Genomic DNA, 16,956 nt, shown 5'->3' on the forward strand with positions numbered 1-16,956 from the left:
TTGGTTGTTCGTCTCTGGCTAAATTTGGGAATTCACCAATAAACCTACTATTTTTCAAGCTGTGTAGCCTCGTTTTTCCACTGCGTACACTTTTTCAGCAAGCCCTAAGTAGAAATCATTGACAAACGTCTTCAGATGAAACCCTTGCCTGACAGGGCTTTCAGAGATAGCGTGAAAAGTAAGGACAACATCCGTTGCACCAAAAAGTCGCGCCACTCCGTTCTTCGATTGAACCCGATCGCCTTTGACCAGTTTGTTTGGTTTAAAATATAATAAAGTTTTTCCTGAATCATGAGAAAATAAATTTTACTGGCATATCTATAGGGGAACATCCATCATGGCAAGAAGTAGTAGCGGATTTTGGAGCGATTTCTGGAAGTTTTTAGTTCAGGGAAATGTCCTTGAACTGGCAGTTGCCGTCATCATTGGTGGAGCCTTTGGAAAAATCATTGATTCTTTAGTCAAAGATATTATTACTCCCATTCTTCTTAATCCTGCTTTAACGGCTGCGGGAGCTAAAGACCTGGAAAGTTGGGCACCAGGAGGTATAAAATGGGGTGTTTTCCTGGCATCTGTAATTAGTTTTGTGATTATCGCCTTTGTTATTTTTCTATTACTCCGAAGCGTAGAATCTGCAAAAAAAAGATTAATTCGTCGGCAAGCAGCAGAAGCAGAAGCAGAAGTTGCACTTGTTGATGCTGCTACTCTCAACCAGGAAAGGATGACAGAAGTTTTAGAACGCTTAGCAAAAGCATTGGAATCGCGTGGTATTTAGAGCCTACGTAAGTAACCAAACGAAATTAATTAGATAAAGATTATTTAGGCTGTAAGGCTTTCAGGGGATATTTTGTGTAATTAATTTTGTACAACTACTTAATACTTGATTTTTAGGGGATGCAGGCAAAAGTTTAGGCTGTTATCTCCTTTTTTGCACACTCACACTAAAGATATTTCAAAAGCCTTCTTTGCGATTTCGTAACCGGCATCCTGAATCCAAAGTTTGGTGGTGATAAACAGTATTTTTCATAATTTTCCTTTTACGTATTTCCGAATTGCGTGCTTTTTTAACGCTGAGAAATTACACGTTATTAACGTTCAATTTGGAGATGCTTTCTTTATTATCGAGGGTATGGCTGTAGGCATAGTTCAGGCCTATAGAACCCATTTGACATCTATTCCAGACTTATTACCACAACTAGGTTTGGGGCGAATCAGTAGAATCCTAAATTTAGGCTAGAATAGTTGCCCTGTAAGGATTTTACAAAAGATGTTAAATGGGTTCTATAATCATAAAAATCCTTTTTGCAATACTGAGATGTTCCCGACTGAAGTCCTGACTACGAACCTCAGAGTAAGGTTTGTAGTCAGGACTTTAGTCCTAATTAAAGTGTCAAAGATTGAGGATTTGTCTCAATCAATTTGGCTAAATCTTTCAAGAAAGATGCAGCGTCAGCACCGTAAATAATCCGGTGATCGCAAGTAATATTCACCTGCATTTGTCGCTTCACTCCCATCAAACCTTCCTCGTTTGCTACTACTTGCGGCCGCGAAGAACCGATCGCCAAAATCGAGCCTTGATTCGGCGGCAAAATCGCATCAAACTTGTCTACTCCAAACATTCCCAAATTGGAAAGAGTAAAAGTTCCCGTGCTGTATTCATCGGGTTTTAACTGTTTGGCGCGGGCGCGATCGACTAAATCCTTCCAAGTGCGGGAGAGAGAATATATGTCGAGGCGATCGGCATTTTGCAACACCGGCGTAATCAAACCGCCGCCGTCCATAGCCACCGCTACCGCTACATTAATATCAGCGCGGTGTTGAATTCCCGACTCTACATAACAAGCATTCAGCAGAGGATGTTTTTGTAAAGTTACTGCTACAGCCTTCGCCAGCATAGCCGTCATCGTGACGCCCTTCGACTTAATTTGTTTGTAGAGTTTGTCGAGATTGTCAGTAGTAATTGTGTAACCCACGCGGAAACAGGGCACGCTCAAACTTGCTTCCATGTTGCGTACCACCGCATTTTGCAGCGCGTTCATCGGTACTCTGTTACCGGAAAGCGCCACTGCTGGGACTGGTGCGGGTGCAGGTTTGGCTGCTGCGGGTGCGGCTGCTGCTGCGGGTGCGGGAGTTGCGGGGACTGTTACCGGTTGCTGAACCGGGGCTGGTTGGGCTTTACCGGCTGCTGCTTCCACGTCTTCTGCAACAATGCGACCGTTGGGGCCGCTGCCTTTGATCGAATTCAAATCTACTTTAAATTCTTTGGCTAATTTGCGAGCGCGGGGAGAAACGACGCTGCGGCCGTTTTGGCGGCTGACGTTTTGCTGCAAACCTGCTGATGCGGTAGCTGCGACTGGGGCGGAGGCTGCTGGGGCTGGGGCGGAGGCTGCTGGGGCGCCGGCTCCTTGTTTCTGAGCTTCTGCAATTTCGGCTTCTGTTTCCGCGACTAGGGCGATCGCGGCTCCCACCGGAGCAACTTCGCCAGCTTCTACAATAATTATTGCTAGATAGCCTTCGTAGAAAGACTCGACATCCATGTCGGCTTTGTCGGATTCAACTACGACTACGGTTTCGCCCTTTTCTACTTTGTCTCCGGCGGATTTGACCCAGGAAACAATTTTGCCCTCTGTCATGGTAGAACTCAGGGCTGGCATGAAAACTTCGCGAATCATCTGTAAAAAGTCCTTTTGATTTGGTAATTGGCGATCGGTATTTGGCGATTGATAATTGGCGATCGGCAATCGGCAATAATTATTATTATGCCAGCCTCTAGTCCGAAGATGTGCGACTATCAACTCAAAATTACATACCAATTAGCAATTACCAATTACCAATTACCAATTTCTAACTTCTAAATATCACCTCGAATTTCTTCAACTATGCCGTCGCGGAGTAGAATTTCTACTTGCATTTTTTGAATCAAGTTTTCTCCCATCCCGACGGTGAACGTGCCGTCAATTTGACCTTGACTAACTTCTTGTTCGAGGTCTAAAACCTGTACTTGTTGGAGTTGTTGCAGGTTTTGGTTTTTTTGTTCTAGCAGTTCGCTCTTTCTTTGATTCACTTGCACTTGAATGTTTTCTATTTGCTGCGTTACTTGCGGGCCTGGGGGTTGCAGGTTTTGCTTTTGGATTTCAGAAATCATCCGGCTCCCTTGCATTTCTAGCTGTTGTAGCTGAGAATCTATTTGGTTGATTTGGCCTTGGAGTTGTTGTTGAGCTTCTTCTTTCCAGCGGGGAGTAACGATGACTTTCACGCTAATCGATCGCTTCAAGAGTAATTGTGGTTCCATGTTGTTGCTTGTCAATTATCAAGGGGAATTAGTCATTAGTCATTCGTCCTAAGTCATCCGTCATTAGTCATTAGTTCGCAAACATTTCCTAATGACTGAGGACTCGGATTCGAGACTAGGGCGTTGGTGTCAACTTAACCTTCAAACCTACGATCGGTCTTCTGTCTGGCGATTTAGGTCAGATCCCGCCTAGCCCAGGGCGGGTACGCCCCTAGGTCGGGGGGGATAAGAATCTTCTCAAAGTCAACCCCTCTTCTTAAGGGGGATGCGAGGGGGATCTGGCCTCTGCTATCAACGAGAGATACAAAGGTTTTCAGGCGATTGTTGACACCAATTGGGACTCGGTTGTTGGGATCATTTTTGCTTCTCCATTCCCCAAGTCCTGCGAATATTTTCAAAACATCCCGTCAATCATATCGCGGTAGTGTTCAGTCACAACCGGGCGCTTAATTTTCAGGGTCTGGGTCAACATTCCATTTTCCATTGAAAATGGCTCCTGAATCAACCGGAACGGGCCGATGCGATCGTCCGCGCGGTATCCAGGGCGATTTTTCACCTCCCGGTTCAACTCTTGGCGGAATAAGTCTTGAATTATCTTGCTATTCCAGTCAATTTCCTGTATGGGCGGACTCTGAGTTTCGCCCCATTTGAGTAGGGCTTCTGAATTGGGGACAATTAAGGCGCCGATCGATTTCTGGTCTTGACCTACTACGATAATTTGGTCGATGTAGGGGCTGCGGATGCAGGCATCTTCGATCGGCTGCGGTTCGATATTTTCGCCGTTGCTGAGGACGATCGTATCTTTGGCCCGCCCGGTCAAAACTAAGTCGTTTCCAGGTGTCAGCCAGCCTAAATCGCCGGTGTCAAACCAGCCCATCGAGTCCATCACCTTTGAGGTAGCTTGGGGATTGAGATAATAGCCCGCCATGATTTGCGGCCCTTTTGCCAATACCAAGCCGCGCTGGCCCGGAAGCAGTTGTTGCCGAGTCTCCGAGTCTACTATTTTAATTTCCGTACCTGGAATAGGCTGTCCGGCAGAACCTTTAAGATTGTGCCAAGGGCGGCGGACTGTCAAAACCGGGGATGTTTCGGTCAAACCGTATCCCACCAACAAACCGATATTCGCAATTTCAAAGAAATTGTCTAAATGCGCCGCCAAAGAACCGCCGCCGCTGATTGCCCACTTAAAACGTCCTCCCGTAGCTTCCCGGACTTTTTGGTAAACGAGTTTTTCGGCAAGGGCGTAAACGGGCGACAACAGAATGATTTTGATCCGGGCGATCAAGTTTTCAGAAACTGATGCAGGTTGTAAATTGAGAGTTAATCCTTCGACAATCCGGCGGGCTTCTATGTATTGTTGGCTGGCAGATAACAGGAAATTCACCAATTTTTGTTTGTTGGGAGGCTGTTCCCGAAATTGCTTTTGTACTGCCTCGTAAATCGATTCCCAGATGCGCGGAACGCTGACCATGTACTGGGGTTTGTAAGTTTTAAAGTCTTGTTTGAAATAGCGAATGCTGGTGTAAATTTGGGTGCATCCTTGGGAAAACATGAAATATTCAACCGTGCGTTCGTAGGCGTGCCAACTGGGGAGGATGCTGAGAACGCCATCGCCTGCTTCTGGCTGGAGAATTGTCCCCAAGGTGGTGAGTTGGTGCAGCAAATTGCCGTGGGTCAGCATAACGCCTTTGGGTTTGCCGGTGGTGCCGCTGGTGTAGAGGAGAGTGGCGAGGGTTTGCGGGTTGTGGTTGGTGGGTTTGAGGGTGCTACTTGCCCCTGTGGCCATGACTTCAGAAAATTTGACTGTGTTGAGGGTTTGGTTGGTTTCCGATTCTTCGTCGGAGAGGAGGACGACGAGTTGAATGGGCAAATCGGGGAGGCGGTGTTGGAGTTTTTTGAGTAATGCCTGATTTTCGACTACTAAGGCGGTACTGCCGCTGTCTTGGATGATGTGGAGGAGTTCTTCGGGGTCGGCGGTGGCACCTCGAACGACGTTGGCGGCCCCGGCGGTCATGATGCCTTGGTCGGCTATCAGCCAGCGGGGGCTGTTGTCGGCGAAGAGGGCGACGCGGGGAGGGATTGCTTCTTCGGGATTGGATTCGATGCCGAGGGCTTGCAAGCCGCGGGCGAATTGCTGGATTTGGTGGTAGAGGTCGGTGTAGGTGAGTTTGATTTCTGGCTGGCTGTGGGGGTCGTGGAGGGCGACGGTTTGGGGAAATCGCTGTTTGACGATCGCCCAAATTTCTGGTACAGATTCAATGGAACTGTAATCGATTAGCTGGCTGAGGTTAGCGCGATCGCGATCGGTCATGTGAGAGTGGGTATCAGGTGCGGGGTGGTTCATAATTATTTTCCAGAGTTTTCGCAAATAAAATTATTGCTTACAAGTGTAATATCACTGTTATTTTAGAACTTTATAGCTGTGTCGTGACAGTTTTCCAACCTGCCATTGTCTGTTCGGGAAATCAGAGGTACAAGACGGTGAAACTTATAGTTGCACAGAAACAGATGAATTTATCACAGTCGCTCGCAGTTACTTGTATGGGGCTGGGTCTAGCATCATGTTTAAATAAACCTGCGGCGTTAGTCTCCGCAGCGACACCTGGAAATAATGGATTAATATTTGCTGATTCTTGGTGTCGCAAAAAAGATTTATTGACTCCAGAAGCTAAACATACTGTTGAATTGCTGTTGAAAATAGTAAAAACTACTCACTGCGATACAGCCGGTCGAAAACTTTCGACTCTCACGGAACTCGAGCTTTATGGCAGTAACATCACTGATCTCAAACCAATAGCATCCTTGACTAACTTGAAGCAACTCGTTCTCCAATACAGTCAAATCAGTGACATCAAACCACTAGCATCCTTAACTAACCTGACTCATCTCACCGTTTATAACACTCCTCTCAGGGACATCAAACCCCTAGCATCCTTAACTAACCTGACTTGGATCAGCATTTATGAAACTCCTCTCAGCGACATCAAACCGCTAGCCTCCTTAACTAACCTGACGGCACTCAAACTCAACAACAATCAAATCAGTGACATCAAACCGCTAGCCTCCTTAACTAACCTGACGGCACTCAAACTCGAACACAATCAAATCAGTGACATCAAACCGCTAGCCTCCTTAACTAAGCTAACTGGGATCAACGTCGAACACAATCAAATCAGTGACATCAAACCGCTAGCCTCCTTCACTTACCTGACGCACCTCAACCTCGAACACAATCAAATCAGTGACATCAAACCGCTAGCATCCTTAACTAACCTGACGGAACTCTTCCTCAACAACAATCAAATCAGTGACATCAAACCGTTAGCATCCTTAACTAACCTGACGGCACTCTTCCTCAACAACAATCAAATCAGTGACATCAAACCGCTAGCCTCCTTCACTAACCTGACGGCACTCAAACTCGAACACAATCAAATCAGTGACATCAAACCGCTAGCCTCCTTAACTAAGCTAACTGGGATCAACGTCGAACACAATCAAATCAGTGACATCAAACCGCTAGCCTCCTTCACTTACCTGACGCACCTCAACCTCGAACACAATCAAATCAGTGACATCAAACCGCTAGCATCCCTCACTTACCTGACGCAACTCAATCTCGAAGACAATCAAATCAGTGACATCGAACCGCTAGCATCCCTCACTTACCTGAGCCATATCCAACTTTCTAGGAATCAAATCAGCGACCTCAAACCGCTAGCATCTTTGACTAAGCTGTACGGTCTCAATCTCGAAGACAATCAAATCAGTGACATTGAACCACTAGCCTCATTAACTAACCTGAAGGGGATCACACTGGCAAACAATCAAATCAGCGACATCAAACCCTTGACATCTTTGACTAAACTGAGGGATCTCAACCTCCGCCGAAATCCAATCGCTTCCAAGATTTGCCCTATTAAGCTACAATGTCGATGTCTGTGGTAAATCGCAAACTCAACCATAAAACTTTACAATGACGCCCGATCGCACTTCAATATTTCAGTTATGATCGCTGTGCTGCTGATAAAGCACGATCGCGAGTTCGAGTCGCACATCGGCTTCAGTCAGGGGCAGATTGTCGGGAAGGTCGATCGTAATTTGCATGATTTACGGTATCTTTTAATTTCAATAGTCGATCGCAGTTACTTTTAGCGCGATCGTCCTAGGATTATTATGAATTTGGTTGCTTTTTCAAACGCGACCGATCGTTCAACCGTATATTACCAGCGATCGATCGTACCTAATATTAGATGCCTTTATTCAGACCTGATGTAAGTACCTAAAAATTCCAGTTGATTCATCATTTCTTCAGCAGACTTGCTACCAATCAAATTCAACAAACCGCGCAACTGTTCGCCGACAGAATAACTTTGTCGCGGCACAACAATAATTCCTGCATGACTGTTGCCTACTGCAAAAAAGCTCCCGTGCAGCCGACAGAAATCTCGACTATTAAAAGTATAAATGACTCGACCTTGCTCTGTTGCCCATATCAATTGTTCTTCATCTATACGTCCTAAATTATTGGCATCTGAGACAGTTACTACATCAATCCCATTTTCTCGCAAGGCTTGCACGAAAGCTTTTCTGAGCGTATCTTCATCTAAATACAAACGAATCTGGCTCATTAAATTCTCCCAGCCCTGCGATCGGCTTCCAATCGCTCGTACTCAGCTAATTCGGCAGCTAAATCAGCCTCAATTTCATTGCGGTTAGCGTGATAGTAAGATAGCGCTGCATAAATTTGTGCTAAATTTAAATAGGAAATTTCTTCAAGTATTGCTTCTGGGCTCATCCCTTGTTGATGCCAAACGGCAATTTGAGCGATAGAAATTCTAGTTCCCGCAATGCGGGGACGCCCTCCACAGGTTTCAGGGGTACTGACAACCAGCGTGCCGATGTCGATCGCAGTTGTTGACATACTTACCTCTTACGAAAAACTCAAATCAGCCAAAATATCCTGTTGTGTGAAATAGGGGAAATTATCTAGGATTTCTCGATCGTTCATCCCAGAAGCAAGATATTCCAACAGGTTATCAACCGTAATTCTCATGCCTCGAATACAAGGTTTACCACATCGCTTACCAGGTTCGACCGTCACGATCGTAGCGATGTCTTGTTTTGAAATGGCATTTTCCCTTTAAATTCTGTTCTCAATTTTAGCACAAACAGGACTTACGCATAGGTGTTTTGCAGTCATCGCAAAAAAGAAGTTGGATTTGGGGTGTCTCGTCAGTCATCAATTCCATCCCACAGTTCGGAAATAGGATGTAATTTGCCTTCTTTAATTTGCTGGAGGGAGTTACGGAGGCTGGCTAGGACGAGTTCGGCGGGCTCGTCATCGGCATCTGCGGGCGGACTGACGATATGGCGGGTGATTAATAGTTGGTAGAAGTCGTCCACAGACATTACAGCGAGTTGAGCGGCTCGATCGAGACTGAGGCTGTGTTGGTGATAAAGTACGATCGCCAATTCTATCCGCACATCGGCTTCAGTCAGGGGGAGATTGTCGGGAAGGGCGATCGTAATTTCCATGATTTATGGTAGTCTTAGGTTTTTATTGGCTTTTAAGTGCGATCGATACAGATTCATTAAACTTTGATTGATTCGCTGTATTCTTCAAGATTGAAACGAGTAGATATATCAGCACTTTAACAGTGCTGGGGGCTTGTGGCCCACCTTACCTCCACAATAATTTATCTCTTGTGGAACAGGCCAGAAAGCCTGTTCTTGACAATGGTGCAATATCTCAAATTCAAGTCAACCTAGGGTGCATCGCCAATCACAACTCTCGCCCCACAACGCCGGATTAAACCAGCGACGCACCCTACAACTTATAACTTCAGTAAACCCTATTGAACCTGTATCTCAGCTTTTTGAGAGGGGTTGACGAATACTCACCTATCTAAAGTATGAATAATCGCGAACCCGCCCGATCTAATTTATGTTATATTGCAACTCATATCCCCAGATAATTGACTGAAACGGGCATTTTCTCGGTAGTCTACCGGACAGTCAATCACGCAGGGAACATCTTGAGCAAGCGCTTCCTTCAGGATAGGAATCAAATCGCTAGCAGCTTCCACGCGATAACCTTTTAAACCCATACTTTCGGCAAATTTTACAAAGTCGGGATTGCCAAATTTGATGAAATCTGAATGGCCAAACTGATCTTCTTGCTTCCATTCAATTAACCCGTAGCCGCCGTCATTAAAGATGAGAGTCACAAAATTAGTACCGACGCGCAACGCAGTTTCTAACTCTTGACAGTTCATCATAAAACCGCCGTCGCCGGTGGCTGCTACTACTTTGCGATCGGGATAAACGAGTTTTGCCGCCACCGCGCCGGGAATCGCAATTCCCATCGCCGCAAATCCGTTGGAAATTAAACAGGTATTAGGGCGATCGCAATGATAGTGCCGCGCGATCCACATTTTATGAGCTCCCACATCAGATATGACAATATCTTCCGGGCCCATAACTTGCCGCAAATCGTAAATGATTTTTTGCGGCTTGATCGGGAAACCATCATCCGCTGCATATTGTTCGTACCCAGCGCGAATATCCGCCCGCAATTGCTTCGCAAAAGGGTCTACTTTTTCCATGCGATCCGCGCGCTGCAAAATTTCATTGAGGGAATCAGAAATATCCCCCACAACTTCTACAATAGGAATATAACTGCTATCAACTTCTGCAGGCAAAGCTCCAATGTGAATAATCGGAATTTTCCCGTCAGGATTCCACTTTTTCGGGGAATATTCAATTAAATCGTAGCCAACAGCAATCACTAAATCCGTTTCTTCAAAAGCACAGCTAATGTAATCTCGCTTTTGCAATCCCGTCGTCCAAAGTGCCAAAGGATGAGTGTAAGGAATTACGCCTTTGCCCATAAAAGTATTAGCTACTGGAATATTTAATCGAGTAGCAAATTCTGTCAAAGTATCGCTGGCGTTAGCGCGGACTGCGCCGTTTCCTACTAACAGCAAAGGACTTTTTGCCTTAGAAATTGCTATGGCTGCTTTATTCAGGCTTTTATAAGCGCCAAAAGTTTTTTCGCGGTTGTCTTTGGTGAGCGGCTTTCCTTCCACAGGCATTGCGGCGATGTTTTCTGGCAAGTCAATATGAACGGCTCCGGGCTTTTCGCTTTGAGCAACTTTAAAAGCTTTGCGGACGATTTCTGAGGTAGTGCTGGGACGGACAATCTGAGCGTTCCACTTAGTAACAGGCGCAAACATAGCCACCAAATCTAAATATTGGTGCGATTCTATGTGCATTCTGTCTGTACCGACTTGTCCGGTAATTGCTATTAGAGGAGCGCCGTCTAAGTTGGCATCAGCAACTCCTGTCATTAAGTTAGTTGCGCCGGGGCCCAAGGTGGACAAGCAAACGCCGGCTTTGCCTGTAAGGCGGCCGTAAACGTCGGCCATGAAGGCTGCGCCTTGTTCGTGGCGAGTAGTAATAAATTTAATTGAAGAGTTTCTTAGGGCTTCTAAAACTTCTAAATTTTCTTCTCCGGGAAGTCCGAAGACGTATTCTACGCCTTCGTTTTCTAAACATTTGACGAGTAGTTGAGCTGTGTTCATTTCGGTTTTTTTCCTGTTTAAGTGTGTTGGTGTTTTTTAACAAACTTTTCGTCAAAATACTAAATTAATTTTAACCGCTGATGAACGCGGATTGACGCAGATTAATTGATGTTTTGACGAAAAATTTGTCAAATTTTGTTTATTTTACCCACACTGTTTTGATGTTGACAAATTCGTGAATTCCTTGGATGCTCAATTCGCGTCCGTAACCGGAGCGTTTGATCCCCCCAAAGGGCAGTCTGGGGTCGGATTTGACTAAGCCGTTAATGAATACTGCGCCGGCTTCTAGTTCGGAAATAAACCGATCGCTCTCTGTTCTTACTGTAGTCCAAGCTGCGGCACCCAAGCCAAAGGATGTGCTGTTAGCTAGGGCGATCGCCTCATCGATGCCTGCAACCCGGAATACTAAGGCTACCGGGCCGAAAAACTCTTCTTGACGCGCCGCAGCATCCGCAGGAATATCTGACAGGATAGTTGGTAAGTAGAAATTGCCCGCCTTCTCTGACAGGGGGCGGCCACCTGTGAGAAGTTTTGCCCCCGATTGGATGCAGGTTTGCACTTGATTGTCCAATTCTTTGAGGATTGCTGGGGTAGCTAAAGGGCCGATATCGGTTTCGGGCAACATCGGATCGCCTACTTTTAATTGCTCGAATTTTTCGATAAATCCTTTGATGAATTCGTCGGCGATTTCTTCTGCTAAAATAAAGCGTTTGGCGGCGATGCAAGATTGGCCATTATTCAGCATCCGCGATGTGACTGCTGTTGATAAAGCTAATTCTAAATCGGCGCTGGACATTACAATAAATGGGTCGCTTCCTCCCAATTCCAACACTACTTTTTTGAGATTTTTGCCGGCATTTGCTGCCAAACTTTCCCCAGCGGGTTCGCTACCGGTGAGAGTTGCTGCTTTGATGCGATCGTCCGCAACTATCTTAGCTACTTTGTCGGCTCCCACTAACAAAGTTTGAAAAACTCCTTCGGGAAAGCCAGCTTCCGCGAAAATTTCCTCGATTTTTAAAGCGCACTGCGGCACGTTGGAAGCGTGTTTGAGCAAGCCGACATTGCCCGCCATCAGCGCCGGTGCGGCAAACCGAAACACTTGCCAAAATGGGAAATTCCAGGGCATGACGGCTAAAATAACGCCCAGCGGTTGGTAGCGGACAAAGCTACTGCTAGCATCGGTGGTTGCCGGTACGTCTGCCATAAATTGAGCGGCATTTTTGGCGTAGTAGCGACAAACTAAGGCGCATTTTTCTATTTCGCCGATCGCCGATTTGAACGTTTTGCCCATTTCCAGCGTCATCATTTCGGCGTAAATTTCGCGATCGCGCTCCAAGATATCCGCAGCTTTTTGCAGCCAAATTGCTCGCTGCTCAAACTGCAAGTCGCGGTAATTGTTAAAAGCTTGCTGTGCTAATTCCAGCTTAGCTTCAATTACCTCATCCGTTATCTCCTCAAAAGTTGAGAGCGTTTCTCCCGTTGCGGGATTGATAGTAGCAATAGTCATGGTTTCATCTCCTTTTCAAAAAACACAAAACTCCCTTATAGTTTGCAAGCTAACTGGGAGTTGTTGTATAGATGTATTACAAAATTGGAATTGGCCAGCCATACTTTTAGGTCTTCCTAACTTGCAACTCCCGATATTTGTTTAAATGTCTCAATTTTCAATTATACGGCAGGGGAGCGATCGCAAATCTTAAGAAATTTTGTTATTAAAGTTTATGTTCGCCGTCAACCTGTTTGAAACCGACTGCACCTGTCAAACAGACATCTTGCACCATTGTCAAGAACGGGCCCCAGAGCCGTTCCACAAGAAAATTCATCTCTTGTGGGATGGGCAGGAGATCCCGTCCATAAAAGGCTTGTTGAGAATGGTACAACATCTGGGTTAAACAGACTTCTCCTCAATGTAATTCTGCACGTAAGACTGATAGTAATACCTGCTGCCCTTATCGTTATTAGCCACCATTCCCAACAGCGGAATTCCTGCCATTTTCAAATCCTCAAAAGCTAACAACAGTGCCTCCCGCTCAGTTTGATGCAGCCCAACTACCAGCATCAATCCGTTAGTTTGACCGGCCAACAAATTTGCATCTGCCAAACCCAAAAGCGGCGCAGTATCGTAAATAACTAAGTCAAAATGACTTGCCAAAGCTGCCATTAAATGCTGCATTTTTCGCGAAGAAAGCACCTTGGTGGGGTCTGGAGGCACTGGCCCGGATGTTAACACAAATAGGTTTTCATCCCTGGGCGATCGCACGATCGCATCTTCCACATCCAAATCCTCAGCAATCACGTTGTGCAAGCCTTGCCAGTTCGGCAAACCGAGCATTTCGTGCACCTGCGGCCGCCGTAAATCCGCATCCACCAACAGCACTTGCTGACCCATTGCAGCCGCCGCCCGCGCCAGATTTACTGCCACAGTAGACTTGCCATCAGCTACTTGACAAGACGAAATTACACAAGAATTGATCGGAGTATCAACGTTTAGCAACCGAATATTAGCATTGAGCGATCGAAAAGCCTCTTGAAAAGCATCCGTCGGCATCGGCGAAATTTCCACATCCACCGAAGTCTTCTCAGCAGGCGGCAGTCTCAAAATTTTATCGCTAGCAGGAATTATCCCCAACAAAGGTAGGTGAATCGAATGTTTGACATCCTCGGGAGTCTCGAACACCGTTTTATTATTAAACCGTTCCGCCAACTGCGCCATCAGCATACCGAACACCAAACCAGCCAATCCCCCCAAAGCCAAATTCAAAGGCATAATCGGAGCAACAGCCATCAACTCGCCATTTCTATAGCGCGGAATTTCCGGCTTCGCAATCACCTCCCAAGCCACCTCTTTTTGACCCACAGCTTCTAGCTGCAAAGCTTGCTGTTTCGCCAGCAAACTATTCAGCGTATTATTAGTCAACTCCGCCTCCCGCTGCAAATCCGAATAGCGGCGCAAAATCACCGGAAATCCTTGAGAATATTGATTCAACTCCTTAGCAGCTTGTTCCAAAACCACATTTCGCACCCCCAGCACCTGAATCAAATTAGCAGTACCGATAAACTGCTCGATCAACTTAATCCGCACCGGATCTTGAAAAGCCAGCACCTGCGAATTCACCTTAGCCAAATCAGTTCCCAAAACTTGTTGGGCTTCTTTCTTCAACAAAGGAATCAAATTATTGCGCTGTTCTCGCAACAATTGAATTTGCGGAGTTTGGTCTGTATATGTAGCCGAGTTAATTGCAATTTGCCCTTCCAATTGCTGTAATTGAGTCAGCATTGCTTGATAGCGGGGAGCTTGACTCAAAGCCGAAGCCATCAGCGCTTGTTTCTGGTTCAATCCAAGCTGATTTTGCAGGTTAGCATAGAGCAATCTCTGCTGGTTGAACTGTGTTTGCGCGTCCAATCGTTGCGCTTGAATTTGACTAATTTGTTGCGCTAATTGTTGGCTCTGAATTTGCGGATCGATGAAATTGTACTGCTGCCGCAATTTTTGAATTTCGGTTTGCAGAAGTTGTTGGCGCTTTTTTTGGTTTGGAAGTTGCGATTTCACAAAATCTAGACTCTGGTTAATTTGTGATTTGGTATCTTGCACGCTGTAGTTGCGGAAACCAACGGCCACTTTTTCCAAAACAAAATTAATTTTTTTCGGGTCGTAATCTCGATATCTAACTTCAATGATTTTGGTATTTTTGAACCGATTGACTGACAGCCTGGTTTGTCCCGAAAACGGTAAATTATCTGCTTTTTGGTTCAAAAGGTAGCTGTAATTTATTTCGGGATATTTAGCCTGCAATTGTTTAATAATTGGCGACATCACTTGCGGGCTTTGCAAAACTTGAATTTGCGATTCGTAGTCAAAACCAGGATTTTCCGCACTTCCGGGACTCGCTGGTTGCACTTTCAGTTCGCCGGAATAGATTTTTGCTAAAGTTTTTTGCGTAATAGGGGCTTCTACTAATAATTGAAAGCGCCCTTCATACTCGCTTTTTTGAGTCAGCGTCCAGGCAAAAACTCCCGTTGTCACTGCCAATGCTACGCCGATAACTAAGAGGGAGCGGCTGCGGCAAACTTCCCAAAAACTTAACTCTTTTTCCTCTCTGTTTTCCCTATCTAGAAATTGATTTTCTTGATAAACGGCTGTTGATATATTTTGCCAATCCAAAAGTTTTCTATTGTTATTAAACTGTGTTATCTGAGAATTTTTACCTGGTTTCATTTTATTCTACAACTTATTAGTTTAAACGTTTGCAAGGCTGGGGTCGTTTCATGAAGCGGGTTTCTGACTAGATATCTAGTTACCAAACCGAAAATTTTTATAGAAACCTGGTTTTTGAAACCCTAGTGCTAGTGTATTCAAATCACCGAAAAATATTGAACAACCGAAATATTCCCAACAGCGGGCTCAAAGGAGCGAGAGTTCCGCCTACATTATCCGAGAAGGTAGCACGGCCCGATCGCCTTACCATAATTACATCATTATTTTGTAGTTTGGGATTAGTTTCCTCATTGGCTGTTGCGGAAAAATTCACCTTAACACTTAGCCGGGAAACAGTACCGTTAGGATTCAGGCGAATTAAATCTACAGAATCCATTTCGGCGCGCGATTTATTAAAACCTCCGGCTGCTACCAGCGCTTGATTTAAAGAAGTGTTGGGCATCATCGCAAACGATCCGGCTTTCACGACTTCTCCCACAATGCTCACCTTAATTGTATCCGGTGAAAAAGTAGAACTAGCCACTTGTTCACCTTCGGCTGCATCAAGATTATCGGCTTTGGGAACAATTACCGTATCTCCCTGTTGCAGCGCTAAGTCTTGAGATACATCTCCCCCTTCTAAAAGTTGCCACAAATTCACATTAATAATTTGTTCCGTACCCGCGCGAGTCAGGCGGCGAACTTGTATTTGTCTGATATCGGCTACCGGTGTAATGCCGCCGGCCATTTTAATCGCCTTAGTTACAGTTTGCGGTACGAGATTGTCTGCGCCTGCGGGAGTTTCGCTGGCGCCAGCAAACAAACCAGAATTTGCACCTATTTCATTCTCTTGTAGTCTACTTTGAACCTCTTTTGCCAGAGTATAAGTACCGGGGCGAGTTACTTCGCCCACCACAGCAATATTGATTGGTTGAGTGCTTTGTCCGGTAATGTTAGCTACTGCTAAAGTCGGTGCTTCTTGACGGTTGAGGCTAGTTACAGTGGGAATAAATATCGTGTCGCCGTCGCGCAAAGTCAAATCGGCGCGCAAATCGCCGTTTTGCAATAATTCCCACAAATCCACACTAATAATTTGTTCCGGTGCGTTGCGCTGGGGGCGGCGGATTTTGATTTGCCGCACGTCTGCTGATTGGGTAATTCCTCCCGCCATTCGCAGAGCCCGCGATATCGTAGGCATTTGAGTGCCAATTTGTTCTGAGGTGCCTCCGGGGCCTGCTGCTGAGGATATTGTATAGGCTCCGGGGCGGTTGATTTCACCGGCGATCGCAATTTGCAAAGGACGCGCCGCCAGCAGTTTCAGCGTAATCCAAGGACGTTTGAGATATTTGCCGTATAGCTCCTTGACAGCATTAGAAGCTTGTTCTAAGGTCATTCCGGCCACTTCCAGGCTGCCAATTAAGGGCAAACTCAGGGAACCATCGGCCTGTACTTGGTGTTGACCGTTGGGGCCGCTGTATTCCGGGACGTTGAAAATGTCCATTTGAACGCGATCGCCCGCGCCCAAAGTGTAAACTTCCGATCGTACACTTGTAGGCGCACTTGCCGGAAGTCCCGGAAATCCCGGCGCTGCGGGTACGGATATCGGCTCGCCCGAAGCAGGAGGAGGAGGAGGAGGCAAAAACTGAGCAGCCGCCGGAGACGAACCCACAGCCCCCAGCACTGAAACTGTTAAACTTTGGACAATCAAATTTTTGACGGCATTACTTGTCAAATAACCCAGCTTGCAGCTTTTGCTGGAAACATCTCTCCGGGTTCCTTTCCTCGAAACAGAAGCGAACAATCGAACCATTTCCGTCAAAGCCAAGAAAGCCCGAGGGTCAGGTTTTTTATCAAGTTGCACGCCGCGCGAAGAACTTTTCACC

13 protein-coding genes are annotated in these 16,956 nt (G+C 46.0%); 2 read left to right on the forward strand and 11 right to left on the reverse strand.

What is annotated here, in order from left to right:
- Window positions 1-337 precede the first annotated feature (337 nt).
- Window positions 338-775, forward strand: a complete 438-nt coding sequence (gene mscL / locus QUB13_RS07610; protein WP_333379914.1) for a large conductance mechanosensitive channel protein MscL — start codon at window positions 338-340, stop codon at window positions 773-775.
- Between the two features lie 607 nt (window positions 776-1,382).
- Here the strand turns inward: mscL and QUB13_RS07615 are convergent.
- From QUB13_RS07615 to QUB13_RS07625, 3 genes are all read right to left on the reverse strand, one after another.
- Window positions 1,383-2,672: a dihydrolipoamide acetyltransferase family protein gene (locus tag QUB13_RS07615; protein WP_333380000.1), complete on the reverse strand. Its 1,290-nt coding sequence runs from the start codon at window positions 2,670-2,672 to the stop codon at window positions 1,383-1,385.
- Between the two features lie 179 nt (window positions 2,673-2,851).
- Window positions 2,852-3,292, reverse strand: coding sequence for a YlqD family protein (locus tag QUB13_RS07620; RefSeq protein ID WP_194011841.1), 441 nt, complete (start codon window positions 3,290-3,292; stop codon window positions 2,852-2,854).
- Window positions 3,293-3,686: 394 nt separating this feature from the next.
- Complete coding sequence (locus QUB13_RS07625) at window positions 3,687-5,636, reverse strand: long-chain fatty acid--CoA ligase (protein WP_333379915.1); 1,950 nt, start codon at window positions 5,634-5,636, stop codon at window positions 3,687-3,689.
- Between the two features lie 164 nt (window positions 5,637-5,800).
- Here QUB13_RS07625 and QUB13_RS07630 point away from each other — a divergent pair, with 164 nt between their 5' ends.
- Window positions 5,801-7,240, forward strand: a complete 1,440-nt coding sequence (locus tag QUB13_RS07630) for a leucine-rich repeat domain-containing protein (protein ID WP_333379916.1) — start codon at window positions 5,801-5,803, stop codon at window positions 7,238-7,240.
- 311 nt (window positions 7,241-7,551) lie between these two features.
- Here the strand turns inward: QUB13_RS07630 and QUB13_RS07635 are convergent, their stop codons facing one another.
- From QUB13_RS07635 to QUB13_RS07670, 8 genes are all read right to left on the reverse strand, one after another.
- Window positions 7,552-7,923 carry a DUF5615 family PIN-like protein gene (locus tag QUB13_RS07635; RefSeq protein WP_333379917.1) on the reverse strand — a complete coding sequence of 124 codons (372 nt, stop codon included), beginning with the start codon at window positions 7,921-7,923 and terminating at the stop codon, window positions 7,552-7,554.
- A complete protein-coding gene (locus tag QUB13_RS07640; RefSeq protein ID WP_333108254.1) occupies window positions 7,923-8,216 on the reverse strand; it encodes a DUF433 domain-containing protein in 294 nt (97 codons plus the stop codon). Before QUB13_RS07640 ends, QUB13_RS07635 begins: the two co-directional genes overlap by 1 nt.
- A gap of 9 nt (window positions 8,217-8,225) precedes the next feature.
- A complete protein-coding gene (locus tag QUB13_RS07645; protein WP_333380001.1) occupies window positions 8,226-8,423 on the reverse strand; it encodes a DUF433 domain-containing protein in 198 nt (65 codons plus the stop codon).
- A gap of 104 nt (window positions 8,424-8,527) precedes the next feature.
- The gene (locus tag QUB13_RS07650) at window positions 8,528-8,830 is read right to left on the reverse strand and encodes a UPF0175 family protein (protein ID WP_333379918.1); all 303 of its coding nucleotides are present in this window, start codon (window positions 8,828-8,830) and stop codon (window positions 8,528-8,530) included.
- A 407-nt stretch (window positions 8,831-9,237) separates the two neighbouring features.
- Window positions 9,238-10,878, reverse strand: a complete 1,641-nt coding sequence (locus tag QUB13_RS07655) for an acetolactate synthase large subunit (RefSeq protein WP_333379919.1) — start codon at window positions 10,876-10,878, stop codon at window positions 9,238-9,240.
- Between the two features lie 139 nt (window positions 10,879-11,017).
- Window positions 11,018-12,385: an NAD-dependent succinate-semialdehyde dehydrogenase gene (locus QUB13_RS07660; RefSeq protein WP_333379920.1), complete on the reverse strand. Its 1,368-nt coding sequence runs from the start codon at window positions 12,383-12,385 to the stop codon at window positions 11,018-11,020.
- Between the two features lie 381 nt (window positions 12,386-12,766).
- A complete protein-coding gene (locus QUB13_RS07665; protein ID WP_333379921.1) occupies window positions 12,767-15,094 on the reverse strand; it encodes a GumC family protein in 2,328 nt (775 codons plus the stop codon).
- A 142-nt stretch (window positions 15,095-15,236) separates the two neighbouring features.
- Complete coding sequence (locus QUB13_RS07670; RefSeq protein WP_442922145.1) at window positions 15,237-16,883, reverse strand: SLBB domain-containing protein; 1,647 nt, start codon at window positions 16,881-16,883, stop codon at window positions 15,237-15,239.
- Window positions 16,884-16,956 lie beyond the last annotated feature (73 nt).

This window comes from Microcoleus sp. B4-D4, from assembly GCF_036705185.1.
In the GTDB taxonomy this organism is placed as follows: Bacteria; Cyanobacteriota; Cyanobacteriia; order Cyanobacteriales; family Microcoleaceae; genus Microcoleus.

Coding starts and splice junctions, on each gene's coding strand:
- mscL (WP_333379914.1), top strand. CDS start 338: ATGGCAAGAAGTAGTAGCGGATTTTGGAGCGATTTCTGGAAGTTTTTA.
- QUB13_RS07615 (WP_333380000.1), bottom strand. CDS start 2,672: ATGATTCGCGAAGTTTTCATGCCAGCCCTGAGTTCTACCATGACAGAG.
- QUB13_RS07620 (WP_194011841.1), bottom strand. CDS start 3,292: ATGGAACCACAATTACTCTTGAAGCGATCGATTAGCGTGAAAGTCATC.
- QUB13_RS07625 (WP_333379915.1), bottom strand. CDS start 5,636: ATGAACCACCCCGCACCTGATACCCACTCTCACATGACCGATCGCGAT.
- QUB13_RS07630 (WP_333379916.1), top strand. CDS start 5,801: ATGAATTTATCACAGTCGCTCGCAGTTACTTGTATGGGGCTGGGTCTA.
- QUB13_RS07635 (WP_333379917.1), bottom strand. CDS start 7,923: ATGAGCCAGATTCGTTTGTATTTAGATGAAGATACGCTCAGAAAAGCT.
- QUB13_RS07640 (WP_333108254.1), bottom strand. CDS start 8,216: ATGTCAACAACTGCGATCGACATCGGCACGCTGGTTGTCAGTACCCCT.
- QUB13_RS07650 (WP_333379918.1), bottom strand. CDS start 8,830: ATGGAAATTACGATCGCCCTTCCCGACAATCTCCCCCTGACTGAAGCC.
- QUB13_RS07655 (WP_333379919.1), bottom strand. CDS start 10,878: ATGAACACAGCTCAACTACTCGTCAAATGTTTAGAAAACGAAGGCGTA.
- QUB13_RS07660 (WP_333379920.1), bottom strand. CDS start 12,385: ATGACTATTGCTACTATCAATCCCGCAACGGGAGAAACGCTCTCAACT.
- QUB13_RS07665 (WP_333379921.1), bottom strand. CDS start 15,094: ATGAAACCAGGTAAAAATTCTCAGATAACACAGTTTAATAACAATAGA.
- QUB13_RS07670 (WP_442922145.1), bottom strand. CDS start 16,883: ATGGTTCGATTGTTCGCTTCTGTTTCGAGGAAAGGAACCCGGAGAGAT.